General features: G+C 59.1%; 27 protein-coding genes. 16 read left to right on the top strand and 11 right to left on the bottom strand.

Annotated features, from left to right (window positions below; translation table 11 throughout):
- The first annotated feature begins 38 nt into the window (after positions 1 to 38).
- Positions 39 to 404: a hypothetical protein gene (locus ACN9MZ_RS19260; RefSeq protein WP_426338562.1), complete on the top strand. Its 366-nt coding sequence runs from the start codon at positions 39 to 41 to the stop codon at positions 402 to 404.
- An 859-nt stretch (positions 405 to 1,263) separates the two neighbouring features.
- Here ACN9MZ_RS19260 and ACN9MZ_RS19255 read toward each other — a convergent pair.
- Positions 1,264 to 2,292: an IS5 family transposase gene (locus tag ACN9MZ_RS19255; protein WP_426338225.1), complete on the bottom strand. Its 1,029-nt coding sequence runs from the start codon at positions 2,290 to 2,292 to the stop codon at positions 1,264 to 1,266.
- 405 nt (positions 2,293 to 2,697) lie between these two features.
- On the opposite strand from ACN9MZ_RS19255, the gene ACN9MZ_RS19250 reads away from it, so the two are divergent.
- From ACN9MZ_RS19250 to ACN9MZ_RS19230, 5 genes are all read left to right on the top strand, one after another.
- Positions 2,698 to 3,090: a hypothetical protein gene (locus tag ACN9MZ_RS19250; protein ID WP_426338561.1), complete on the top strand. Its 393-nt coding sequence runs from the start codon at positions 2,698 to 2,700 to the stop codon at positions 3,088 to 3,090.
- Positions 3,091 to 4,180: 1,090 nt separating this feature from the next.
- Positions 4,181 to 5,044: a hypothetical protein gene (locus ACN9MZ_RS19245; protein ID WP_426338560.1), complete on the top strand. Its 864-nt coding sequence runs from the start codon at positions 4,181 to 4,183 to the stop codon at positions 5,042 to 5,044.
- A 108-nt stretch (positions 5,045 to 5,152) separates the two neighbouring features.
- Positions 5,153 to 6,379 (top strand): RNA-guided endonuclease InsQ/TnpB family protein, encoded by a 1,227-nt coding sequence (locus ACN9MZ_RS19240; RefSeq protein WP_426342933.1) that lies wholly within the window; start codon positions 5,153 to 5,155, stop codon positions 6,377 to 6,379.
- A 214-nt stretch (positions 6,380 to 6,593) separates the two neighbouring features.
- Entirely contained in the window at positions 6,594 to 6,950 is a 357-nt protein-coding gene (locus tag ACN9MZ_RS19235; protein ID WP_426338559.1) for a hypothetical protein, read from the top strand.
- Between the two features lie 4 nt (positions 6,951 to 6,954).
- Entirely contained in the window at positions 6,955 to 7,506 is a 552-nt protein-coding gene (locus ACN9MZ_RS19230) for a hypothetical protein (RefSeq protein ID WP_426338558.1), read from the top strand.
- Here the strand turns inward: ACN9MZ_RS19230 and ACN9MZ_RS19225 are convergent.
- Positions 7,503 to 8,174, bottom strand: a complete 672-nt coding sequence (locus ACN9MZ_RS19225) for a CatA-like O-acetyltransferase (protein WP_426338557.1) — start codon at positions 8,172 to 8,174, stop codon at positions 7,503 to 7,505. The two genes, ACN9MZ_RS19230 and ACN9MZ_RS19225, sit on opposite strands and share 4 nt — an antisense overlap.
- A 63-nt stretch (positions 8,175 to 8,237) precedes the next feature.
- On the bottom strand, positions 8,238 to 8,567 hold the full coding sequence (locus ACN9MZ_RS19220; protein WP_426162269.1) for a hypothetical protein: 330 nt from the start codon (positions 8,565 to 8,567) through the stop codon (positions 8,238 to 8,240).
- A 64-nt stretch (positions 8,568 to 8,631) separates the two neighbouring features.
- Here ACN9MZ_RS19220 and ACN9MZ_RS19215 point away from each other — a divergent pair, with 64 nt between their 5' ends.
- Positions 8,632 to 9,009 (top strand): GFA family protein, encoded by a 378-nt coding sequence (locus tag ACN9MZ_RS19215; protein ID WP_426338556.1) that lies wholly within the window; start codon positions 8,632 to 8,634, stop codon positions 9,007 to 9,009.
- Positions 9,010 to 9,012: 3 nt separating this feature from the next.
- Here ACN9MZ_RS19215 and ACN9MZ_RS19210 read toward each other — a convergent pair whose 3' ends face one another.
- Positions 9,013 to 10,467: a DUF4832 domain-containing protein gene (locus ACN9MZ_RS19210; protein WP_426338555.1), complete on the bottom strand. Its 1,455-nt coding sequence runs from the start codon at positions 10,465 to 10,467 to the stop codon at positions 9,013 to 9,015.
- Between the two features lie 11 nt (positions 10,468 to 10,478).
- A complete protein-coding gene (locus ACN9MZ_RS19205; protein ID WP_426338554.1) occupies positions 10,479 to 11,285 on the bottom strand; it encodes a ferritin-like domain-containing protein in 807 nt (268 codons plus the stop codon).
- 152 nt (positions 11,286 to 11,437) lie between these two features.
- On the opposite strand from ACN9MZ_RS19205, the gene ACN9MZ_RS19200 reads away from it, so the two are divergent.
- On the top strand, positions 11,438 to 11,794 hold the full coding sequence (locus ACN9MZ_RS19200; protein WP_426338553.1) for a hypothetical protein: 357 nt from the start codon (positions 11,438 to 11,440) through the stop codon (positions 11,792 to 11,794).
- Here ACN9MZ_RS19200 and ACN9MZ_RS19195 read toward each other — a convergent pair.
- On the bottom strand, positions 11,791 to 12,225 hold the full coding sequence (locus ACN9MZ_RS19195; RefSeq protein WP_426338552.1) for a DUF411 domain-containing protein: 435 nt from the start codon (positions 12,223 to 12,225) through the stop codon (positions 11,791 to 11,793). The genes ACN9MZ_RS19200 and ACN9MZ_RS19195 overlap by 4 nt on opposite strands.
- A 94-nt stretch (positions 12,226 to 12,319) precedes the next feature.
- Here ACN9MZ_RS19195 and ACN9MZ_RS19190 point away from each other — a divergent pair, with 94 nt between their 5' ends.
- The 7 genes from ACN9MZ_RS19190 (at position 12,320) to ACN9MZ_RS19160 (ending at position 17,631) form a co-directional block, all read left to right on the top strand.
- On the top strand, positions 12,320 to 12,913 hold the full coding sequence (locus tag ACN9MZ_RS19190) for a TetR/AcrR family transcriptional regulator (RefSeq protein ID WP_426338551.1): 594 nt from the start codon (positions 12,320 to 12,322) through the stop codon (positions 12,911 to 12,913).
- 78 nt (positions 12,914 to 12,991) lie between these two features.
- Positions 12,992 to 14,023, top strand: coding sequence for an NADP-dependent oxidoreductase (locus tag ACN9MZ_RS19185; protein WP_426338550.1), 1,032 nt, complete (start codon positions 12,992 to 12,994; stop codon positions 14,021 to 14,023).
- An 81-nt stretch (positions 14,024 to 14,104) separates the two neighbouring features.
- On the top strand, positions 14,105 to 14,461 hold the full coding sequence (locus ACN9MZ_RS19180; protein ID WP_426338549.1) for a hypothetical protein: 357 nt from the start codon (positions 14,105 to 14,107) through the stop codon (positions 14,459 to 14,461).
- Positions 14,461 to 14,994: a GNAT family N-acetyltransferase gene (locus tag ACN9MZ_RS19175; protein WP_426338548.1), complete on the top strand. Its 534-nt coding sequence runs from the start codon at positions 14,461 to 14,463 to the stop codon at positions 14,992 to 14,994. The genes ACN9MZ_RS19180 and ACN9MZ_RS19175 overlap by 1 nt, the downstream gene beginning before the upstream one ends.
- 24 nt (positions 14,995 to 15,018) lie before the next feature.
- Entirely contained in the window at positions 15,019 to 15,798 is a 780-nt protein-coding gene (gene xth / locus ACN9MZ_RS19170) for an exodeoxyribonuclease III (RefSeq protein WP_426338547.1), read from the top strand.
- Positions 15,799 to 15,883: 85 nt separating this feature from the next.
- The gene (locus tag ACN9MZ_RS19165; protein ID WP_426338546.1) at positions 15,884 to 16,300 is read left to right on the top strand and encodes an ExbD/TolR family protein; all 417 of its coding nucleotides are present in this window, start codon (positions 15,884 to 15,886) and stop codon (positions 16,298 to 16,300) included.
- Between the two features lie 326 nt (positions 16,301 to 16,626).
- Positions 16,627 to 17,631: an IS110 family transposase gene (locus ACN9MZ_RS19160; protein ID WP_426338545.1), complete on the top strand. Its 1,005-nt coding sequence runs from the start codon at positions 16,627 to 16,629 to the stop codon at positions 17,629 to 17,631.
- A 57-nt stretch (positions 17,632 to 17,688) separates the two neighbouring features.
- Here the strand turns inward: ACN9MZ_RS19160 and ACN9MZ_RS19155 are convergent, their stop codons facing one another.
- Complete coding sequence (locus tag ACN9MZ_RS19155) at positions 17,689 to 19,254, bottom strand: S8 family serine peptidase (protein ID WP_426338544.1); 1,566 nt, start codon at positions 19,252 to 19,254, stop codon at positions 17,689 to 17,691.
- 255 nt (positions 19,255 to 19,509) lie between these two features.
- Here ACN9MZ_RS19155 and ACN9MZ_RS19150 point away from each other — a divergent pair, with 255 nt between their 5' ends.
- Entirely contained in the window at positions 19,510 to 20,211 is a 702-nt protein-coding gene (locus tag ACN9MZ_RS19150; RefSeq protein ID WP_426338543.1) for a 2OG-Fe(II) oxygenase, read from the top strand.
- 16 nt (positions 20,212 to 20,227) lie between these two features.
- Here the strand turns inward: ACN9MZ_RS19150 and ACN9MZ_RS19145 are convergent, their stop codons facing one another.
- From ACN9MZ_RS19145 to ACN9MZ_RS19130, 4 genes are all read right to left on the bottom strand, one after another.
- Complete coding sequence (locus tag ACN9MZ_RS19145) at positions 20,228 to 20,905, bottom strand: PEP-CTERM sorting domain-containing protein (protein WP_426338542.1); 678 nt, start codon at positions 20,903 to 20,905, stop codon at positions 20,228 to 20,230.
- Between the two features lie 92 nt (positions 20,906 to 20,997).
- The gene (locus ACN9MZ_RS19140; RefSeq protein ID WP_426338541.1) at positions 20,998 to 21,876 is read right to left on the bottom strand and encodes a DMT family transporter; all 879 of its coding nucleotides are present in this window, start codon (positions 21,874 to 21,876) and stop codon (positions 20,998 to 21,000) included.
- 59 nt (positions 21,877 to 21,935) lie between these two features.
- Positions 21,936 to 22,343, bottom strand: a complete 408-nt coding sequence (locus ACN9MZ_RS19135) for a hypothetical protein (protein ID WP_426338540.1) — start codon at positions 22,341 to 22,343, stop codon at positions 21,936 to 21,938.
- Positions 22,344 to 22,353: 10 nt separating this feature from the next.
- Positions 22,354 to 23,553: a porin gene (locus ACN9MZ_RS19130; protein WP_426338539.1), complete on the bottom strand. Its 1,200-nt coding sequence runs from the start codon at positions 23,551 to 23,553 to the stop codon at positions 22,354 to 22,356.
- Positions 23,554 to 23,655 lie beyond the last annotated feature (102 nt).

The following is a 23,655-nucleotide window of genomic DNA, read 5'->3' as shown; positions in this document are numbered from 1 at the left end:
CAAGGTACATTCAAGACATTTAGGCCAGAGAAGAGCAAATGAGCAACGAATTTCAAGCAATTTGTGAGAAGTGTGGGGGCAAGATGGTTGCTCGGCATGAGGGGAGTATGCAGGGTTTGTTTTGCACTAGATGTGACTGGTCGGTCGTCACAACTAATATTGCAGGAATTAAGTTGGACCGCACCCAATATGATGTCTTTGCAATTAACGGCGATTACAAAAATCATTCGCATATTAAAGTCGTTGCGGAAGTAACTGGCTCAAACTCTTTGGCAGCCAGAAAATTGCTGCAGGAGCCTACTCCCGCGGTATTTCGTGGGAGTGCAGTCGAAGTTAAGCGAATAAAAGCCATTCTTAATTCGGTGGGAATGTTTTGTAAAATTATTCCCGATTTCCCATGGTGATTGCGGTGTCCTGTCCAAATGATCAATAAGGGAAGCGGGCCAGAGGAATATTCCGTTTTCTCAGAAATAAGGCGCGATTCTCGTGGACGCCGGCTGATGCGAGCCGGTGTCCCGAGACTCGCGCCACTTCATTTTGCTCGGTTTTTGTGCGTTTCCTATGGGTTTAAGTGATATGGACGGCCGCCACCCCTGCGACTGTGGACGGCGCCGCTACTCGTCGAAACTGCGACCTGCATCACCGTCGGCGTATTCGAAACCCAGTCAGCAGGCCAGCTAGCCTTGATGCGCTGGTGCCGGATTCGCGTCGGCGTATTCGAAACCCAATCAGCAGGTCATCCCACGCCTCGAACCACTCCACGCGCATTGGCATTCGTCGATGAGGGTCTATCCCTTGTCAAACCTCGTCCGGCGTCACGCCGTCCAAATGTGCATGTGGCCGAATGCACATCATGTGCGGACTTTTCCCATTCTGTGGTCGTTGACGCGATAGCGACGAAAGCGGGAAAATCTGAGGTGGCAAATCGTGACCTCACGGAAGCCGTTATGATAGCCTGGCCGAGATTTTTGCATAAAACGTTACAGGAGAGGTCATCGTACCTAAGAAGCCAATTGAGCCTTTATTTACATATCAATTTTCCTAAAAATCTGGTCAGTGCGGCAATGGTACAACAAGAAAAAATTCCGTGTATTTGTCGAGTTGGCCGAGAATTCGAAGGGAACCTCGATTTACTGGCAGTTTGAGCGGTGACACCGAAAAAATAGCTGCCTACAAAGCGGCCGCGCCATGATCGCCGCCATTTTCATGGCCATTTTTCTGTCCGAATCCGCCTTTTGGGACGGTTCAGACGGACCTCGGGCGTCAAAACGCCGAAATCTTCGCCTCCTTCAGGTAACAAAGGCGACGCAGGTTGTACGCGGCGGCCTTCCAGTTCAGTTGCAGCGTGGCGCGTGCCAGACCGATCGAGCGCAGCATCTTGCCGCCCAGCTGCGCCATGCCGGCAAAGACATGCTCGACGCGGGCGCGCGGGCTGGCGATGCGCCGGTTGCGGCGCTGCTGAGCCTCGGACAGCGGTTTGTCCTTGTTGCCTTTGCGCTGGATGTGCATGCGGTAGCCCTCACCGGTAAGCCGCTCTTCGCGCTTGTGATTGACGTAGCCTTTGTCGGCATAGATATCCCGGCTGGTATTGGCCGGATCGAGCACGTCTTCAAAATGCAGCGTGTCGTGCTCGCTGGCGGTGCTGATCTTGATTTTTCGGATCAGCTTGCAACGCTTGTCCACGTTCGCCGACAGCTTGTAGCCGAAATAGGATTTGCCGTGCTTTTTGGTCCAGCGCGCATCCAGGTCTTTCTGACGTCGCTTCGGCGGCGACCAGTCGGCTGGCATGGCGTTCTGGTCCACGACGAGGGATTTTTCTTCCTTGTTCAGCGATTGTTTCGGCGCCTGGACGATGGAGGCGTCAATCATCTGGCCGCCTCGGGCGATGTAGCCATGCCGGGCCAGTTGCCGGTTGACGGCGTCGAACACGCTTTCGCTGGCGCCGGCCTTGATCAGGCGCTCTTTGAAAGTCCAGATCGTGGTGCGATCGGGGATCTGGCTGGAGTCGCGCAGGCCGGCGAAGCGCTGGAAACTGAGCCGGTCAAGCAACTGGAATTCCATCTGCTCGTCCGAGAGGTTGAACAGGTGCTGGATCAACAGAATCCGCACCATCACCTCGGTAGGAAACGGTGGTCGTCCGCCGCGCTCGCGGCCGGGCCGTGGCGCTGCTTCATCGACTGCGTCGGCCAGCGCCGCGAAGTCGACATGCCGCTCCAGTACTTGCAGCGCGTCGCCCAGCTTCGTCAGCTTGGCTTCGCGCTCCTGAGCGGCAAACAGGTTGGGTTTCATCATGGCAGTGTCGTCAAGTTTGATGCGCTGACATCATGCCATGGCTGAGGTAGTTTTTCGAGGTACCCCGAAGTTATCATTTCTCACCCGCTACCGGAGGTAATTGGTTTGGTACAAGGCTGGGACCGGGATTTGCTAGAAGCGCGGGCCATGGCTGGAGGCGGAGTGCAATACACCCATTATGAGAATGGAACTATTACATTGGAGGAAGTGCAGCCCAATATTTATAAGATTGTCAATCTCGCGCTCTTTTATGCACGGTTTGGCTGGTGTCCTATATTAGAAAACGGACAATATTCTCCACCTGGAAACTTCTGGGATGACGAAGAGGACACATTTGGGAGATAGACTCTATCACGACTCCCGCGCGGGTAAGCAATGATTGATGTTAGAACAATAGATTGGCTGGTGAAACTCGTAACCTCATTTGACGAGATGGGCTTTGCGGGCAAGGACTTCTTTTACTTGATTAAAACGATGTTGATCGAGCAGCGTATTTCATTTAATGAAATGCTGTCCTCTGCTGCTCAAGGCGTTGGAACTCGAGTGCATGAGGGGTTAGAGTTCGTTCTCGAAGAGGATTTAGATCATCCGGACGAATTTGATGGGGTCGTATTCGTTATTGGTGAGTACGAAAGCTCAATTTTGCCGATTGCTGACTATGTCTACCTGATTGAATTATTATGTCGCGCTTATCTGCTCGAATTCCCAAGTGAAGAAAGCAGAATTTTGGCGAATTTAGATCGAGTAAGATCACGATACTTCGATGCGACGAACTCATCCGAGCCCAATGAACAATAGTGTGGTCCTGTGCAAATGTTCAATAAGCGAAGTGAATCGTTTAAAATTGTCCGCTTTCTCAGAAGTAAACTTAAACAAGGTAGCGGAAGACGCCTTTGTCGCGGCGCAAGGGGATTATCAATTCGGCACCGAAAAGTCGGCTATGCGCGACTGGCTGGATGACTGACCTGGTCAATCCCAGTTGTGCCCAGTGTCGTGATTCTTCTCCAAATGACCATAAGTGAAGCGAGCCGTGGGAATAGTCCGTTTTCTTTGAAGTGAGGAGTGATTTTCATGGGCGCCGGCTGATACGAGCCGGTGTCTGCAAGGGGCGCGCTTTTTCTGACCCATGTTGTGTAGATTCCAATCAATATGGTCGGTGCGCCACCTCGGCGGCTGTTCTTGCCGAAACTGCAAATAGCGGCATCGTCGCCGTATTCGAAAGCCAGTCAACAATACAGGCCGCGCCTCGCTTCCTGCGGCGCTTGGCCTGCATTGGTTTGGCGTGACGATAGGCCAGAATTCTTTGGCTCCACCAAATGCCTAGCATCTGACTCCAATGGAAAATGCCAATAGGTCAACGCATCTCTTGCGGCGATCATGTGCTTGAGCAAGAGATATTCTCACCAAATGTCACTAAATGACGGCAAGCTCGTTCAAATGTTGGGCTATTTGTTCTAAAAGCTTAAGGGAATGTAAGCCGGACAATTGATTTTGGGGCGATGCACCGCTATACTTCACAACTGTAAAAAATGCATTGATGAAATTATTGGTGTCAATATGTAATTGCGTGGCCGCATGCTCGGTCAGTCAATTGCCAGTAGGTGAACCCTTTGATTTCGTAGTCGCTGTAACTCTGGAAGCTTAGTTCCCCGCACATCCTGCGGGTCGGCATAGCGGCCGACGTCTTACGCAGATCCTCCACCCGGTCGGTGGGCTCATCAATGTACCCCTCAATTAAAAAGAACGCGCGAGTCCAGCGAGGCTTAGTCACGCCCTTTGGGTTCGCGCATTGGAGACTGAATCTCACTCGAGGAAAGCTGGTTTCATGAGGTATCTACGCATCTCATGGATCGGATTTGGATAGTTGCGTAGTTTTTTGAAGAAGAACATGAACATTAAATTTCTTTCGTTGGCAGTAGTCTCGGCATTTACGCTGGTTGGTTGTGGAGGTGGCGGCGGTGATGGTACTTCCGCTGCGGCTCCAGGTGCCGGCGGTAGCTCGGCTTCCGTAACCAATCCGCCTGCCCCAGTCAATCCGCCACCAGCCGAAAGTAAGCCGGCCAATTCGGGCTCTGTCGACGCGCCTTTCGTTGCCGGAGCAAAGCCACGATTCCTGATGACTGGCCGCTTGGGTCAGATGAGCGGAATTGCATCACCTTTAACGCAGACAAGTGATGGGGCAGTGACGGTCATGGGAAGCACCACTCTGACCGGAACGACAATTGCAACCCAGGATATTTCTGGTAACGCGAGCTTCGCTCAAGGTCGTTGGAGTGTCGGCACGGCCAAATTTTCCAGCAGCACCTGGACGATGACCGGCGATTCTTTTGACGCGTTTCACTACTCTGTTTACAACAGCCTCGAGACCCTCCCAACGAATGGCAGCATGACCTGCAATTCCGGCAAATTCACCAAACCGGGTTATTCTGGAGGAACCGTACGGTCCACGGACTACTTTGGTACGTCTACCGGCAGCGCAAGCGTTACTTTTGATGGGGCTGGCGCCAATGTGTCGTTAATGATCACCACCACCGGTGCTGGCGCCAGCGGTACGGTCAATCTGTCAGGCACGGTCAAGACCGGCAATGCCACTTACATCTCGGGTGGGTTGGGCGGCACCGGCAATGGTGGCATGGTTGCAGTCGGTGATGCGGGCAACGGTGCAGTGAACGTCATTGCGATCTATAACGTGGTCGTGGCGAACGAGAACAAGACTAGCTACAGCGGTATTGCAACGTTTACCTGCAAGTGATTGACCTAAAGCGCGGCAAGCCTCAGCCTTCAGGCCGAGGTCAAGAGCGCGGACGCCGAAGGCGTCCAACTGAGCGCACCAATCTTGAGTACTGTATATAATAACAGTATTATGCGCTTGCAAGCCTTCCAGTTTGAGTTGATTCCCAGTGAGCAACAGCGTAGGTCGCTGCAGTGTTTCGCAGGCGCATGCCGGTTCGTGTTTAACAAAGCGCTGGAAGTGCAGAAAAGGCGCTTCGAAGGCGGCGACAAATATTTGGGTTACCCCGCTCTGTGCAGGTTGCTGACAACGTGGCGCCACGATCCGGACACCCCATGGCTGAAGGAAGCGCCAACCCATCCCCTGCAACAGGCGCTGAAGAACCTGGATCGCGCTTTTGCCAATTTTTTCGCCAAGCGGGCGGGTTTCCCGTGCTTTAAAAAGAAGGGCAGGCGAGAAAGTTTCCATTATCCCGATCCCCAGCAAATCAAACTCGAACAGGGCAACAATCGCCTGTTCCTGCCCAAGTTGGGTTGGCTGCGTTACCGCAACAGCCGCCCAGTGCTTGGTACCGTCCGCAACATTACCGTTAGCCTTCGCGCAGGGCGCTGGGCGGTGTCGATCCAGACGGAACGCATGGACGAGCCGGTCTCGGCCATCGGCAGCCCGGTTGGTATCGACATGGGCATCGTGCGCTTTGCAACGCTATCGGACGGCGGGCATCTGGAACCGATCAATAGTTTCCGACGGCATGAAATCGCGCTGCGCAAGGCGCAGCAGTCAATGGCCCGCAAGGTCAAATACAGCCGGAACTGGAGCAAGGCGAAAGCACGCGTTCAGCGTGTCCATGCGCGCATTGCCAATGTGCGCCGTGATTACCTGCATAAAGCCACAACAACGATTTGCAATAACCACGCGGTCGTGGTGGTGGAAGAGCTGCGGGTACGCAATATGACGAAGTCTGCGGCGGGAACTTGCGCAGCTCCTGGCAAGCATGTGCGTGCCAAGTCCGGCCTGAACAAGGCCATACTCGACCAGGGGTGGTTCGAGTTCCGGCGACAGTTGGCATATAAACTGGCGTGGAGAGGTGGCGAGCTGATAGCAGTGCCGCCACATCATACGAGCCAGACTTGCCCCGCTTGTGGCGTTGTGTCGCCGGAGAATCGGCGTACGCAAGCGGTGTTCAGTTGCATTGGGTGCGGCTACGAAAACCACGCCGACGTAGTCGGCGCAATCAATATATTGCGTCGCGGGGCGGCGATGATGTGTAGCGAAGGGCGGGATGACGCCCGGTTCGCCTGTGTTGTGAACGGTGCAACAGGGCCGTCATCAGCAGGAACCCACCTTTGTGCTTGAAACGGCCTGCGTGCCGGCGATAGTGCAGAAGGAATCTCCTTCCTTTCCGCGTAAGCGGTGGCCGCAGGCCAAGGTAGGGGAGGAAGTCAATGGCGCGAAGCCGGCGTCACTGTTCGGCTTCGCTAAGGTCAAGCGTGCGCCATCAAATAAAATTATTTGATAAGTGAAATTCTGAGAGTTTCTAAGGCCCCCTTGGCGGTTACCATACCGCGCTATGCGTCAGGTCTTTGTCACAACTTGCGAGCTCGAATACGAAGATGCATGGGATCGTTTGTCCCGTGCAGGCATCCCGGTATTCGAGCCTTCCAAACCGTCGAAAGAAGGACGGGTACTTTGCATCTGGCTCGCACACCAATATGATGATGCTGTCGAGCTGCTTCACAACCCCATGCACATCGTCGCTACCGCAGTGACGGACGAAGAGTTCAAGCGCATCCAGGCTGCAGCCGATGTGCGCATGGCACGAACTCGCGATCACGCCTGGGAGCAGTCGCTCAATCGTCTCGTCGCATGCGCTTCGCTCCTGTTGTTGTCCGGGCTCGTCTACATCACCCTGCCAAGCGTGCTCTAAACCGATGACGGAACTTTTCTCGGTCATTCGCATGGCCTATGCCGCCACGTTCGCCGATGCGGTTGCATCGTCCGCGAGCGCCCATGTGGAAGCGGCACTGCGTCGCGACGACGGCAGCCTTGCGCTCGATGGCGAGTACGAGCTGCCAATGAGGGCCGACCTGGTTCCAAGGCGGGGCTCGCAGGCGGGCAAGTTGCTTGCGGTCGACTCGCACACGCGCATGCAGTTCAGCGTGCACACCTTGCCGCTTCCTCCAGCCATTGTCTATGTCGCGCCTTTTGTGTGGGACGACGTCGCCTTGCGTATTGGCGGCCTGGTTCCGCAGCAGGTCGGCGCGGTGCTGGCGCCGTGGTTCATGGATTGGTTCGATGCGGAGGATGCCAATCGGCTGAATGAAGAGGGGCTGTTCGGCGTAGTCCATTTTGCGAGCGATCCGCGGCCGGAAGGCGCCATGGTCGCGGTCGAACTGGATCTTGGTTCGGCGCCTGTACAGGCGCTGGAAGATTTGCTGGCGCGCTTGGCTGCAGCAGGCGCACGCGACATCCGCCTGGCCTAGGCCTGCATGATTGCGGTGAGTTCGGTGGCTACCTGTTCGGCGAACTGGTGAATGTGATAGCCGTCGACGAAACCATGATGCGCTTGAACCGAGAATGGCAGCTCAAGGCGCCCGGCGCCAGCATCCCGGAATTTGCCCCATGCGAACGATGGAATATCCGGCTGCGCCAGCACGGCGGTGGGATGCTGGATTGACGTGAAGTTCAGCCACGGTATGCAGGTGACGAATACCTGCTCCTTTGCTTCGCGCGGCGTCATGCTGCGGTATTTGCGATTCAGTGCTTCCATATTCGATGCCTGTTCGCGTGCTGCCAGGCCGCGTGCTACGAACTCGCGCAGGTCGTCCGACCATTCGAACTGGGCGAAGTTCAAGTCGTCATGCTGGTTCTTAACGGTGAAGGACGGTGTCAGGCGCTCGATGCGAATCACTTTGCCGTCCAGGATGCGGTAGCGGAAATTTTCCACCTTCAGCACGGAGCGCAGCACGGCGCACAGCATCACGTGGAAGGGCGGCAGGCCTTGCTCTTTGCACCAAGGCCGGAAATCCGGCAACTCCAGTACGAAGGTCAGGTTCAGCGCGGGGCTGTCCATGCTGTCGAACAGCTCGAAACGGTCGAGGCGGCGCTGCAAGGAGTTGTTAACGGTTTCTGTGGAAAAGTCTGTTAACAAGGAATCCCTCCGTCTGCTAAAGCCATGATTCTAATGAGAATAATCTGGCTGCTCAATTTTGCGTCAACTCAGGCGTCCGAAGGTCAGGAAGATCCAGGCGGCGGCAATCACCACCATCCCGGCCACTGTCACGCACGACCAGGTGAAGAAATAAGCTGACAGCACGGTGGCCTGCAGCGCGCGTTCGAACAGGCAGCCCAGCCCAAAGTCAAAGGTCGCCATGACGGTCCAGCGCCGGAAATAAATCGGCAGGTAACGGCTCATGTACTTGTTGTGCTGCAGGGCGGCGTGGCGCTCGATCACGTTGCGTGCCGCGCTGACATCCTTGAACAGCCAGTCGAAGAAGATGAAGCGGTAGAGCAGAGTGCGGAAAGGCATGGCTTCGGTCGTCATGTGCGTCTCCCTTGGGTGCCTGGATATATTATCATTCCCGACATTCCTCCAAAGGAGACTAAGCATGACGGAATATCTGCGCGGTAGCTGCCTTTGCGGCGGTGTCGAATACAAGGCTGAGAAAAATTCGGTGCACAGTGCGAGCCACTGTTATTGCACCATGTGCCAGAAGCAGCACGGCGCCGCATCGGGCACGTATGCCAATGTCGCCAGCTCTGGCTTCAGTTTCGAAAAGGGCGCCGAGCTGGTAACGGAATTCCATTCGTCCGACCATGGACGGCGCGGTTTCTGCAAGGTGTGCGGTTCGACCCTGACCTGGCGCAGCACGCAGTCGCCGGACCGTATCGCTATCACGCTTGGCACCATGGAGCCTGAATATGATGGCCCGGTGCAGCGTGAGCTGCACACGGACACCAAGCCGCGCTGGCTGCCGACCGCCTGACGCTTAACGGCGGCGCAGTGTTGCCACCGCCAGCGTGCCGTCGCCGGCGCGTTCGCCGATGGTCCATTTCAAGGGCGCGCGCGGCGAGGCGCTGGTATCGCGCGCTGCCAGCCGCAAGAGGTAGTCGCCCGTCGGTAGTGCCGGTAGCGTCCAGTTGTCCTGGTAGCTGGCACTGGCGCCGCCGCCCAGAAGGGACTTCAGCTGGGTGGAAGTCTGTCCCGTCCACACCACCGTGCCGGAAGCATTCACCAGTTCCGCTTTCACCAGCCACGTTTCGTAGGCCGGTGCGCTGCCGTCGTTGCGCAGCGTCGTTGTCAGCGTCAGCGCGCCGCCGGCAGTGAGGTTGACGGTGCTGCTGGCGACGGCGTAGCGATAGCCTGATTCGCGCGCCATCATCAGCAAGTCATTCTGTTCGGCTGCCGTGAGCGCACCCCAGCGCTCGGCATCCGGCCGGCTGGTCTCGAAATTTCCGTTGCTGAACAGCGTGATATGCAAGGCGGCGGCCTGCTGGCGTGCCGTGGCGGGATTGTTCTGCGGGTCGCCGCTGCTGAACGGGCAGAATTCGGACACGAACGGCGCCTTCTGCCATTGAGCCGCAAAGGCCGCCCATTCGGCGGGACGGTTGGTCCACTGGTCGAAATAACCGCAGCGGCTCAGGCAATCCGCGCGCAAGCCTACCGGCCGGCTCGTGATGGTTTGTTCCAGCAGGCCGAAGGTCAGCGCATCCTTGCTGGAGTAGGGGATGAACATTACGTGCTGCTGGTTGGGGAATGCCTCGAAATGCATCTTCGCATATTCGCGTTTGCTGGCATCGGTCGCAGGCGTGATACCGGCCGGTGGGTTGGCGTAGGCGCTGGAGCGCAGTGCCCATTCGCCGTACTGGCCGTACATGCCCACGTCGATCCATGCGAGGTCCGGATTGTTCGGGCCTAATGCGCTGGCCAGCGCGGCGAGCAGGGCGCGTGAGCGCTGTTGCAGCCACGGGTCGTTCCAGTCGGGGATGAAGGTCTGGCCGGGGACCGTGGTATCGGTGTCGGCCCAGAAGCCGCAGCCTGCCTGGCAATTGGCGTTGTTGACGATGTAGGCCGGGGCATAGACCACGTTGTCGTCATAGCCCGCCATCATGCGCAGGCGGAAGGCGAACTTGCGGCCCTGGCTCCTTGCCAAGGCAAGGTCGTTCAGGATGGCGCTGAAGTTGTACTGGCCTTCGGCGGTTTCCAGGTCTTTCCAGTAATAGCGGCGGTAGGCGTCCCTGGCCGGCGCCGACTGCGGGACCAGCTCCTGGTTCTGCCAGCGATAATAGCCGCGCAAGGGATTGACAGTGTCGTCGCTGGCGACGGGAATCGCCGCGTATGTGCGGCTGGCATTCAAGGCAGTCCAGCCTTTCGGGCCGGCGATCGCTGGTGCGGCACTGGCCGCCAGTAGGATGGTTGCAATGATGAAGTTCAGGCGCGGCATAGGGGCTCCTGTCATTGGTCAGGTAGCGCGCGCAGCTCCTCCTCGCTGAAGCCTGCCTTGCGGCGTGCTTCCATGTTGAACGGGCCGCGTACGGTGGCCTTGTACTTTACCACCAGTTGGTCGTAGGTCGTTATCGGGTCAATTCCACGCAGGCCGCACAGGTGCCAGTACCAGCGGTTGCCGATTTCCACATGGCCGATTTCGTCGCGCAGGATGATGTCGAGGATGGCGGCCGCCGCCTCGTCGCCGGCCTGCGCCAGCTTGACACGCAGCGGTGGAATGGCATCGAGGCCGCGCGCTTCCAGCGTGCGCGGCACTAGGGCCATGCGTGCCATCACGTCACCGGTGGTCTTCTCCACCATTTCCCACAGGCTGCCGTGCGCGCTGTAGTCGCCGTAGGCGCAACCAAGCGTAAGGAGATGGGTCGACAGCAGCGAAAAGTGATAGGCCTCTTCCTTCGCCACGCGCAGCCAGTCGGTATAAAACTGTTCCGGCATCGCGGGGAAGCGCCACATCGCATCCAGCGCCAGGTTGACGGCGTTGAACTCGATATGCGCCAGCGCGTGCACCAGCATGGCCCGTCCCTCCACGGTCGCCATGGAACGGCGGCCCACCAGGCGCGGCGCCACCAGTTCAGGGCGCGCAGGGCGGCCGGGAATCTGCGCATCCGGCGCGCTTAGCGTGGACTCGGCATCGAGTGCCAGTGCGCCGCCGGCCCAGGCTGCGGCCATGGCGGCGACGGCAGCCACTTTTGCAGCGGGATCGGGTTCGACCAGGCAATGCAGCGCAAGGCTGCGAAGTTCAGGCTTTGCTTCCATTTTTTTGCACGAGGTAAAGATTGTCTTGCCCTGCGCCTTATTTTCCGGCGCAGGGCCGACAGTATAGTACCTGCGGAGGCACAGGCGGCAATGCGCTGCCGTGCGTGGGCCAGCGCACCGAACGGCTATAGGCAGGGGCGCAGAATGCCCGCATGGATACCCAAACAATACTATTTGTTGCCTGCGTGCTGTTCGGTGTTGCCGCTGCCGGCGGCATCGTCATGGCGCTGATCCGCCTGGGGAAAAAGGCCAATCCACCGCACTGGATCGCCATGCTGCACGGCTTTATCGCCGCAGCAGGCGTGACGCTGCTGGCGTACGTGACGATCTTCTCGCACGTGCCGGGTTTGGCGCAGCTTGGCTTGCTGGCGTTATTGCTGGCTGCGGCTGGCGGCGTGTGGATGAACCTGGGCCGTCACCAGCAGGGAACGCTGATACCGAGCGCCGTCATGGTCGGCCACGCACTGTTGGCGGTGGCCGGTGTCGTCTTGCTGCTGCTTGCACTCTAGTTGTAGTGCTGGTAGACCCTGGACGAGCCATCGGGTAGCACGAGCAGCACGTCGTAAGCGTCCTTGCGCGGCCCCTCCATGCCAGGTGAGCCCAGCGGCATGCCCGGCGCAGCCAAGCCCTTCGCCTTTGGCCTTGATGCCAGCAGGCGCTTGATGTCCGGTGCCGGCACATGGCCTTCTATCGCATAGCCATCCACCACCGCCGTATGGCAGGAGCCGAAGCGGTCAGGAATGCCCATCTTCTCGCGCATGTCGGAAGGGTTGGCGACGTTGTGCGCCTCGACCTTGAAGCCGCTGTCGCGCAAATGCTTGACCCACGCTTCGCAACAGCCGCACGTCGCGCTCTTGTAGACGTTGACGACAGGCGCGGCAGCCATTGCCAGCACCGGCATGGCCAGCATCGCGGCCAGGAATGTTTTGCGGATCTTCATGAGTGCATGGTGCCACGGGCCTGTCCGACCTCGACATGACTTGGGTCAAAAATATTTGTAGACGACTGGTCTAATGCGGTCTAGACTGTAGTTCATGACTTCTACCAATTACGCCGACGTTCGCCAGGGCATTATCGATGCGGCAATGCCGCTCTTCATGCACAAGGGTTTTAACGGCGTCGGGCTGACAGAACTGCTGGGCGCCGCCAGGGTGCCGAAAGGCTCGTTCTATCATTACTTCGGCTCCAAGGAGGTCTTTGGAGCGGCTGTCATCGACAGCTATTTCGAGCGGACCCTGGCGCGCATCGACGATTTGCTGGCGCAGGGGGCCACCGGGCGCGCAGGCCTGCTGAATTACTTCGAGGACTGGCGCGAATGCCAGTTGGGTGAATCCAGCCAGTGCCTGGCCGTCAAGCTGGGCGCGGAAGTGAGCGATTTGTCTGAAGCCCTGCGCGCATCGCTGCATCGCGGCGTCAGCGGCATCACCATGCGGCTGGCGCAATGCATTGAACGCGGCATGGCGGACGGTTCGTTGCCGCAAGGCCTGGACGCCAAAGTGCTGGCTGTAGCCCTGTATCAGAGCTGGGTGGGCGCGAGCCTGCTCGCCAAGATCAACCATGACCGCGCGCCGCTTGATACGGCCATGGCGGGAACGCAGCAAGTACTGAACCAAACGCAGCAAGCGTGAACCGGCGGGAACGTGACGGAGGCCTCCCGCGGTTCTTAAAAAACTAGACGACTGGTCTAATACTGAAAGGAGCATCAAATGACTGCCACCACCACCAACCGCCGCGTTGTCCTGGCCTCGCGCCCCCAAGGCGAGCCTGTGCCGGCTGACTTCCGCCTCGAAGAAGGGCCGCTGCCGGAGCCGGGCGAAGGCCAGGTCCTGCTGCGCACCCTCTACCTGTCGCTCGACCCGTACATGCGAAACCTGATGGACGAAGTCCCGCCAGCCTACGCGCCGCGCGTGGAGCTGGGCGCTACGATGGTGGGCGGCACCGTCAATCGCGTGGTGGCATCGCGCCATCCCGGTTTCAAAGCAGGCGAGATCGTGCTTGGCAACGCCGGCTGGCAGGATTACGCGCTGTCCGATGGCAGCGACCTGCGCGCGCTGGGCGACATGAAACGGCCGTCGCTGGCGCTGGGCGGCCTGGGCATGCCCGCCTTCACCGCCTATGTCGGCCTGCTGGAAATCGGCCAGCCCAAGCCGGGCGAAACGGTGGTGGTGGCGGCAGCGACCGGCGCGGTGGGCTCCATCGTCGGCCAACTGGCCAAACTGAAAGGCGCGCGCGTGATCGGCATTGCCGGCGGCGCCGACAAGGTGGCGTTTGCGCGTGAGGAACTGGGTTTCGACGTCGCCCTGGACCGTCATGACCCGCAACTGGCGCAAAAGCTGGCCGAGGCGGCGCCGGACGGTATCGACGTCTACTTCGAGAACGTGGGCGGAGCCGTATTCGATGCAGTGTTGCCTCTATTGAACATCGGCGCCCGCGTTCCGGTGATTGGAGTGATCGCCCAATACAATCAGAATGGTGCGTTGCACGGCGAAGACCGCTTGCCCAAAGTGATGTCGACCATCCTGCAAAAGCGCATCCTGATGCAAGGCATGGTCATCCTCGATCACTACGAAACCCGCTATGAAGACTTCGCCCGCGACATGTCGGCCTGGGTTGCGGAGGGCAAGATCAAGGTTTTCGAAGATGTCCTGGATGGCCTGGAGCAGGCTCCGCAAGGCCTGATCGGTTTGTTGCGAGGCAACAATTTCGGTAAGGTTGTAGTGTGCGTCGCAAATTCCTGAAATGTTGTATATAACTCTGGCCGGGGGCTATTTCTGCGTGGCATAATTGATTTAGTTCTTAATAATATTCCTGAACAATTCATGAATGCCACCCGATTGATCATGGTGTTGACGATGGCTTTGGCCGTCGGAACCGCCGCCGCCAGCCCCCAGCCAACCACTACCTGGGACAACCTCGTCGGCATGAAATACGCCAAGGCTCGCAAGGAAGTCATCGATGCGGGCTGGCGTGCCGACCACCGCGATGCCTCGACAGAGTGGGAGCGCCAGCTGCAGGGGCAATTCCCGGAACTGCGTTCCTGCGAAGCCGCCAGCGGCCAGTGCACCCACTTTTTCGTGTCGTATGATGGCATCTGCCTGAAGGTCGTGACCGAAGGCGAGTCCGTCGCAGGCTTCAAAGTGCGCAGCGTGGCACAAGGCTGCCCGAAGCAGCAATAATGCCCTTCACCCTGCGGCCAGCCGTGATGGCCGACATGGTCGAGATCATGCGCCTCGAGCGTGCTGGCTTTGCGGAAGCGATCCAGGAAACCGAAGAAGCGTTCCTTGAACGGCTGTCGGCGGCACCCGAAGGATGCTGGGTGCTGGCCGGCGAAGCAGAGCGTTTGTACGGCTACCTTTGCGCCGAATTCTGGCCGCTGGAGCAGCGCTTCGATCCAGCCCGCTTCGCGCGCAACCATGCTGCAGCCGAAGCCCATGTGCTAGACGGCGAAGAAGTCTACGTTTCCTCCATGGTGGTCGATCCCGCAACACGCGGCACTGGCTGGGGACGCCGGTTGTTCCGCGACGCCCTGCTCGAAATGTTCGCCCGCCACCCACGCTTGCGCAGCACGATCCTGATCGTCAATCCCGAATGGGATGCGGCCCGCTGCATCTACCGCGCCGAAGGCTTTGCCGAAATCGGCGAAATCGAGGGCTATTTCGCCTCCGGCAGCGGCCAGCGTCTTCCTGCCATCGTCATGCGCCGCAACTGACCGGGATTATGCATAATGGTCGCCATGCGAGTCGCGACCTTCAACATCAACGGAATCGGTGCGCGCCTGCCGGCGCTGCTGCAATGGCTGAATGAGACCCAGCCTGACGTGGTGTGCCTGCAGGAGCTGAAAGCCCCACACGAAAAATTCCCCGAAGCTGCCATCAACGACGCCGGCTATGGCGCCATCTGGCACGGCCAGAAAAGCTGGAACGGCGTCGCCATCCTGGCCCGCGGCACCACGCCGGTGGAACTTGGCCGCGCCTTGCCCGGCGATCCGGAAGACGTGCAGAGCCGCTATATCGAAGCGATGGTGGGCAAGCTGCTGGTCGCTTGCCTTTACCTCCCCAATGGCAATCCGGCGCCCGGCCCCAAGTTCGATTACAAGCTCAAATGGTTCGACCGCCTGATAGCGCGCGGAGAAGAACTGGTAGCGTCGAAAAAGCCGGTCATCATGGCCGGCGACTACAACGTGATGCCGACGGAACTCGATGTATACAAACCGGAACGCTGGGTTGACGACGCGCTGTTCCGCCCCGAAACGCGCGCAGCCTTCGCAAAGCTGCTGGGGCAGGGCTGGACCGACGCCCTGCGCACCATGCATCCCGACGAAAAGATCTACACCTTCTGGGATTACTTCCGCAACGCCTTTGGCCGCGACGCCGGCCTGCGGATCGACCACCTCCTGCTGAATCCGGTGCTGGCGCCGCACCTGCGCGGCGCAGACGTCGACCGGGTAGTGCGCGGCCGCGAGAAGCCCAGCGACCACGCGCCGACATGGGTTGAGTTAGAGGGCGTCTTCTAAAATTTTCGCAACTGTTGTTTCCACGCGGTATATTGGCCTCACTCCGGAGTTGTTCGTTTTGCTAACACTAACCCGAGGAGGCACCATGCGTTATTCGCGCAATGCAGCACTGTCCGCACCGTCGGCCGAGGCCGAGCCCCTGAACCAGCTGAATATGACGCCGCTGATTGACGTCATGCTGGTCCTGATCATCATGCTGATCGTCACCATCCCGAAAGCCAATCATGCGATCGGCATGGACATGCCGCGTCACAGCGGCGCCATCGAAAAGCTGGCCCAGACGCTGGAAGTTGATTTCGACGGCACGCTGTGGTGGAACGGCGCCCAGCTTCCAAGCCGCGCCGCGCTGGAAGAAAAGCTCGCGGCGTTGAAAGGCGACGACAGCATCCAGCTGCGCTCGAACGGCCTCGCCCCATACAAGGTTGTAGCCGGCGTGCTGGCCACGGCCCAGCGGCTCGGGGTACGCAATATCGCCATCGTAGGAAACGAGCGCTTCCAGTAACCCCAAGTCGGGGTCAGGTCTGTCATTTGGACACCCAAGCGGATCCCTTGATATATCTCAATACGCAAATTTCGATGATTTCGCGTATTGAGCTAGATCAAACGATTGCGCTAACTGTCCGATTGACAGACCTCGTATATTGAATCTGCACCTTTGGAAGAAGATATTAGGATTCTGAAGGCGGCGGGGCAAGGTCTCACCGAACAGAGTGGAAGCCATTGAGCTTGTGGGTCAGATAGGTGACCTTGCCCACTTGTTCATCTGGACGCCGGACGGTATCTTAGGTCGCCCCTTGGGTAAGCCTGCATACGAGAAAGGTGGACGAGATGAATACGCCGGTCGTAGGGATTGATGTCAGCAAGCGTAAGTTGGATGTAGCCTTGCTAGTTGATGGCAAAGTCAAGGCGAAAGCAGTTCCGAACTCCCAAGAAGGATTCGCAGAGCTGGAAGTCTGGCTGAACAAGCAGAAGATTTCTCTGCTGGAAACCCATATTTGCCTTGAGTCGACAGGCGTCTATAGCGAACCTATCGCCCTGTATTGGTTTGACAAAGGGATTAAAGTCAGCTTGGTCAATCCGAACTGCATCAAAAGTTTTGGCAGCAGCGAGAATATCCGCAACAAGAACGACCAAGTTGATGCTGGATTAATTGCTCGCTACTGTGCAGCGATGGCGCCGCCATCTTGGGATGCGCCATCACGTGAACAGCGCCAGTTACGGGCCTGGGGCAACAGGCTGACTGCACTTCAAGATATGCGCCAGCAGGAGTTGAATCGTTTAGAAGCGCATGAAACAGCCAAACAACAGGATGTTATCCCTCATGTCCAGGCTCATATCAAATGGCTGGATGCGCAAATTGCGCAAATAGCACGGGATATCGACGATCACATTGACCGCCATCCAGGGCTTAAACAGGATGCAGAGCTCATTGAAAGCATTCCCGGGCTAGGCCGTACGACAGCGGTAAAGGTCTTAGGCCACGTGGGGGATGTTCGGCGCTTCGGAAATGCGAAGGCGCTTGCAGCGTTCATCGGGGTCACACCCAGGCAACGACAATCCGGAACCTCAATACGAGGCCGGACAATGATGACTCGTATGGGGAACAAACACCTGCGAGCAGCTTTATTCCTGCCAAGCCTCGTTGCAAAACGTCACAACCCTATCCTGAAGCAGTTTGGCCAACGTTTAGAGGCCAACGGCCTCTCCAAAATGGCCGTCGCCGGCGCAATTATGCGCAAGTTAGTGCACTTGATTTACGGGGTAGTTAAGTCAGGCAAGCCCTTTGACCCGAAATACATGGAAAAAAGGCTTGCCGTCCAAGACGGTATCTGACCCCGAATAAAAAAAGGGCGCCGCGAGGCGCCCTTCGTGCTTGGAGAAAGCAGTAACTTAGTTGCCGCAGCCCAGGGATTGGATGCGGTCGTACGCTGCCTTGGCTTGCACCAGGCCGTAACCGGTCTTGTTATCTTTGCCGGCCACGTCCAGGTCCAGCGCGGACTTGGTCAGGGAGGCGCGGATCTGCGAGCCGGTGCAGGTCGGGAAGTAGGACCATACCAGCGCCGCTACAGCCGATACGTGCGGGGTTGCCATCGAGGTGCCGTCGTAGAAGGAGTAGTTGGTTGGCTTCACTTCCACGGTTGCGGACTGGCCGAGCTGGTTCTTCATCGCTGCGCCGTCAACGTCGGTTGCGGTGACCGATGGGATGCTGGTCACGGTGGTGCCCAGGGTGCCGCCAAAGCCGCCTGCTGCGTTGTTGTACACGATGGCGCCAACGCCGCCGGACGCCTGGCAGTTCGACACTTTGGTCGCGAAGTCCACGGTGCCGCGCTGGATCAGGCAGACCTTGCCGGACACGGAGCTGTTGACTGCATCGCCCAGGCCGAAGTCTGCCAGCGGTGCGGTGCGGGTCACCTTTGGCGAGCCGTCCATGTCGCCTGGGGTGTACACGGTCGAACCCACGGTCAGGTGGGATTCGGAACCGGCGCCCATTGGCACGGTCGACAGCACAGCCACGCCTGGGCCGGAGATTTCAACCTTGCTGTTGTATTGCGAGAAGTCGGCCCACTGCTTGTTCTCGTTCACAGCGGCGACCATCATCACGCTGGCGTAGCCGGCTGGGTAGGAAATCACGGTGTTGCCGTCGTTGCCGGCTGCGGCGATCGACAGCACGCCCTTGGTCTGCAGGGTGTCGAAGGCTTTCTGTTCGGTCTTGCTGGAGCGGCCGCCGCCCAGGGACATCGAGATGACGTTCGCACCGGCTGCACCGCACTTGTTGGCAGCGGTCGCCAGGGTCGAGGAGTATGCCCAGCCATCAGCGCCGAACACTTTGACGATGTGCAGCTTCAGCTTCTTGTTCGGGTTCACGCCAACCACGCCCAGGCCGTTGTTGATGCCGGCGATGGTGCCTGCAACGTGCGAGCCATGGTGGTTTTCGTCGGTGTTCCAGTTGCCGGTGCCGGAGTCGTATTCGCCGGTCACCGAGTTGCCGTTCAGGTCTTCGTGGGCGTTGTCGTAGCCGGAGTCAATGATGCAGACCTTGCGGTTGGAGGTGTTGGCATCGGACAGCTGGTCCGCCTGCACAGCCTTGATGCCCCATGGTACGAGTTGGCCCAGCTGGTAAGGCGTGCCGGTCGAAGGCGAGGTGGTGGCGAACAGCTGGCGCTTGACGTCCTCTTCAACCAGGATCACGTTCGGGTTGTGTTCCAGGCCCTTGATGGCCTGGGTCGGCACTTCGATCGCCATCGCGTCCATGCCGAAGATTTCATGTTTGATGTTGCCCTTGGCAGCAGCGACGGCCGACTTCACGGACGCTGCCTTGCCTGGCTGGAATTGCACGATGACGCGGGTGGTGTCGTTGGCGGCGAAAGCCTGGCCAGCAGCACCGACAGCAACTACAGCAGCCAGCAGCTTGGCGCCGGCCGCGATTTTCGAAACCTGGAATTGCTTTTGAACCATGGAAATTCTCCCACTCTTGTGTAAGGTGTATGTCCCCGGGCCGTTGTTCGGCGCGAATATTATTTGCCGTAACGCAAAGATTTTGCGCTCGACAGGACTGAGTGTATGGAGAAAAGCGCAAGAAATCTATCGAAATGTCTCCAGTTGTATCCAGCTGTTGAATTTGGCATACACATTTGTTAAGAATGAGACATTCTGCAAGTCACTGTCTCAAACTGGACAAACGGAAACTGGTTTTGCCGTATGCTGCCCGGCATGGACGACTTTATCGAAATCTACGACGGCGCCCTGACGCCCGGGCAGTGCCAGCAAATCCTGGCGCGTTTCGAGGCCAGCGGCAAAGCCGTGCGCGGCAAGACGGGGCAGGGCGTGGATGTGGCCAAGAAGGACAGCTACGACCTGACCATCAGCCAGCATGCGGAATGGAACGACGTGTCCAACCTGATGATGGCCAGCGTGCTGACGCACCTGTCGGCCTACATGGACAAGTACCGCATGCTGCTGACCGGCGCCTTGTCGCCGCGCGTGGCCGATCCGGAAAGCGGCCAGCCGGTCACGCTCAATATCGACAATTTCGAGCGCTGCGGCCGGCCTTACCTGGCGGAGTTGATCCAGTCCATGTACCGCTGCGGCCCGATCAATGTGCAGAAGTACCTGCAGGCCAGCGGCGGCTATCACCATTGGCATTCCGAGATCTATCCGCAGAACGCCAGTTGTGAAACGCTGCACCGCGCCTTGCTGTTCCAGTTCTACCTGAACGACGTGGCGGAGGGCGGGGAAACGGAGTTCTTCTATCAGCAGCGCAAGGTGGAAGCGCGCCAGGGCCGGCTGATCATCGCGCCGGCTGGCTTCACCCATACGCACAAGGGAAATGTATCGCGCAGCGGCGATAAATATGTGGCTACTTCGTGGATACTGTTCCAGCGCGCCGAAGCGATGTTCGGCGCGCCGGCTTAAGGCGCGCTGGAAGGGATCAGGCGCGGCGACGGCGGCGTACCAGGGCCATTGCACCCAGGCCGCCCAGCAGCAGGGCGCCGCTGACCGGTTCCGGCACGTCGGCCGGAGGCGCAGCCCGCTCGCCGTCGACGCTGAGATTGTCGATTGCCCAGCTCTCGTCGTCGCCTGCCTGCCAGACGTTGCCGGAAGCGAAGAACTCGATGGTGTGCGCGCCGGCAGCCAGGTTGCCCAGGTTGAAGGTCATGTTATAGGCCTGGTCTTCCCAGCCGGAGAAGCCCAGGTTGGTGTGGGACAGTAGGGCCAGGTGCGCGTCGGAAGCAGCTGCGCCGAAAGTGTCGAAGTTCTGCTTGTACAGCAGGGTGCCGTCGACGCGGATATTGAAGTAATCCGGGCCGCAACAGTTACTGCCATCCCACGAATCGATGGCGGCGAACGACAGTTTCAGCGTGGCGTCGCCGACTGCGCCCTCAAGATTCAGGTTCAGGACCGAGGCGGCCGCTGGATTGCCGGCGGCCGTGTTGCGCAGCATCTGGCTGCCGAAACCCACCTGGCCGTAGCCCTGGGTCCCGGTCAGGAAGCCGGCGCCGGTGAAACCGTTCGCGTTGGCTTCGAAATTGTTGGAGTAGAGGACCGATGCCGATGCCGGGATGGTGGCGGCTGCTGCCAGCGCGGCGAGGATTGCTTTGAATTTCATTAAGGTTTCCATAATTATTGTTGGTCAAACAGGAATGCCTTATAGCAAGTCTTGTGCCACGTAAATAAATCAATGACTTATGCAAGAAGACTTTACCGACTGTAAAGTTTTCCGACAGCAATTCGCCAATCGAGATTGACGCCCAGGCTGGCCAGGACGATCAGGGCGAAGCCCGTCACCTGCCACGCGCTGATCAGGTGGCCGTAGACCACGTAGTCCCAGCACACCGCCGCAGCGGGATAAATGAAGGTCAGTACCGCGATCGCCGCCGTTTCCATGTGCGGCGTGGCGCCGTAAATCATCACGTAGGCCAGGGCGGTCGGGACCAGGCCCAGGGTGGCGAGCCAGCCCCATTGCGCGGCGTCCAGGCCGTAGGGAGGAATGCTGCTGAAGGCGGCCAGCAGCAGCGTGCCGGCCATGCAATGCACCAGGGCCGTCAGGTGCGGCGGCGTGCCGCGCATCGACTTGGTGGTCAGTGTTACGCCGGCGTAGGCCAGGGCGCCGGTCAGGGTGCTGGCGATGCCGAGCAGGTAATTGGTGTCCATCGGCTCGTCGAAGCGCACGCCGCAGGCCAGCACCAGGCCGCCGAAGCCCAGCAACACCCAGGCCAGTTTGTTGGCCGCCAGCCGTTCGCGCAAGATTAGCGCGCCGAGCAGCAGCACCATGAAGGGCTGCACATGGAAGACAATGGTGGCGACCGCGATGCCGATGCGCCGGATCGCTTCGAAGAACGTCACCCAGTTCACCACCATCAGCACGCCGCTGAAGGCCGCGAGCCCGAATGCGCGCGGCGGCATGTGCTCGCGCCTGAACATGCCTTTCCAGCCGCAATAGAGCGCCAGCGCAAGGGCGCCGATGGCGCAGCGGAAGAACACTGTGGTGACCGGATCGAGGCCCGCCTCCTGGACGTAGACGCCCAGGGTGCTCAGCATGAGCATGGCGACGGTGTAGGTGAGGACGGGATGGCGCATTGCCATCATCATCGCATGAAAAAAAGGGACGTACTCCTTGACGGGTACGTCCCCTTTTATTACTGCACGGTGAGGATGACCTTGACGCTGTCGTCGACGGCGGCCTTCTCGATATAGCCGATAGCCTGCACGTCGGCTGCCACCGCTTTCTTCACTTCGGCGCTGGACCCGTATTCCTTGGGCGCCGTGCCTTTGCCGGTGAACACCAGCTTCGACCACTGCGCCTTGACCTGGGCGCTGTCCTTGCCCAGCACCTTCTGGCTGAATTCATTGCGCAGCGGGCCTTCGGTGTGTTCGACCGGCGTGAACAGCGTCGATTTGCCGAGGAAGAACTGGGCCGCCTGCTCGCTGAACATGCGCGAGGCCGGGTTCTTCGGATTGACGATTACAACGATCTCGGCTGCCAGCGCGGGCAGGGCGGCACACATCATCGCTGCGGCAAGCAGCGGCTTGATTCGCTTGTCCATGGCTGCCTCCTCAGAACACGAAGTCGAGAGCTACCGCATACACATTCACTGACTCATTGAAGCCAGGCTTGTAATTGATGAATGCGCCGGGGCCATCTTTCGGCTTGATGTGGTCGACCTGCACTTTCAGTGCCAGCGATTTGTAGAAGTCCCAGCGCACGCCGATCGCGTCGGACGATTGCAGGGCCGCCTTGGCCAGGCCGTTCACCCCCGCGGCAAGCGGTGCCAGCGGTCCGCTGGTGGGCAAGCCGGCGACGCTGCGGTCGGACTTCTGCTTGATGCTGCCGTGGTAGTAGTAGGGCAGGAACTTGCCGAAGCGGTAGCCAGCCATGGCGTACCACGAGTTGGTATCGTGCACGATCAGCGTATCGGTGCGGCGCATGGCGTATTCGGCCTGCAGCACCACGTTTTTCCAGTCCATGGTGCCGCCCACGGAGGTGAAGGTGCCCTTCACGTCGTTCAGCGGCATCATGTTCGCCACCGAACCCAGGCCCACGGTGCGCAGCGTGGTCACCAGCCCGGTCAGCGTGGGGTTGTCGACCACGCTGAAGTCGGCCTGGGCGCGGCCGAAGCGCAGCGTGAACGGGCCGTTTTCGGCCACCACGTGCAGCAGCAGCATCTTGCGGAATTCGATGTTCTGCGCGGGCTGGTCGACGTCGGCCCTGCCGGTGCCAAGTTGCACGCTCAGCGAAGTATCGCCGAAGCTGTGCTGGTACAGCACGTCGACGCCGTCGAAGGAATCGAGTGTGACCTGGCGATAGACTTCAGCGGGTGGGCGCAGCATGGTGTTGGCATAGCCCACGTTGCGGAAGTCGGAAATCATGTAGATCGGCGCGCCCATGCGGCCGACGCGCACGCTGAAATCGTCGTTGAGCTTGAACTTGGCGAAAGCCCACGCGGCCTGCGCACGGTAATGGTCGATGGCGTCCTTGCGCACCAGGCCCTGGCCGGTGAACGAGATCATGTCGTTGACCTTGACCGTGGCCTGGATGCCGAAATTCGAGTCGACTCCGGTGCGCCAATCCTTCTTCACTCCGGATGCCTGGTTGGGCCGGATGAATTCTGCGTCGTCGGTGTCGGTGGAGGTCAGGGCAGCAGTGCCAAAGCCGCTGATGGTGACGGTAGGCCCGCCTTCCTGGGCGCTTGCCGTGATGGTGAAACTGGCTGCTGAAAGCGCGGCAAGCGCGCTGCACATTCTTTTCATCGTCATGCTCTCTCCCGTTGTTATTGGTGGTGAACAAGCTGACTACGGGGCTAAGTGTCACAGATTGCAGGCAGGTGCGCCACCATTCGTGGTAGGCGCGCAACAATG

Source organism: Pseudoduganella sp. S-14 (assembly GCF_049913285.1).
GTDB lineage: Bacteria > Pseudomonadota > Gammaproteobacteria > Burkholderiales > Burkholderiaceae_D > Rugamonas.
The sequence above is the reverse complement of the archived record's forward strand: the minus strand, read 5'-3'. Positions and strand labels throughout refer to the sequence as shown.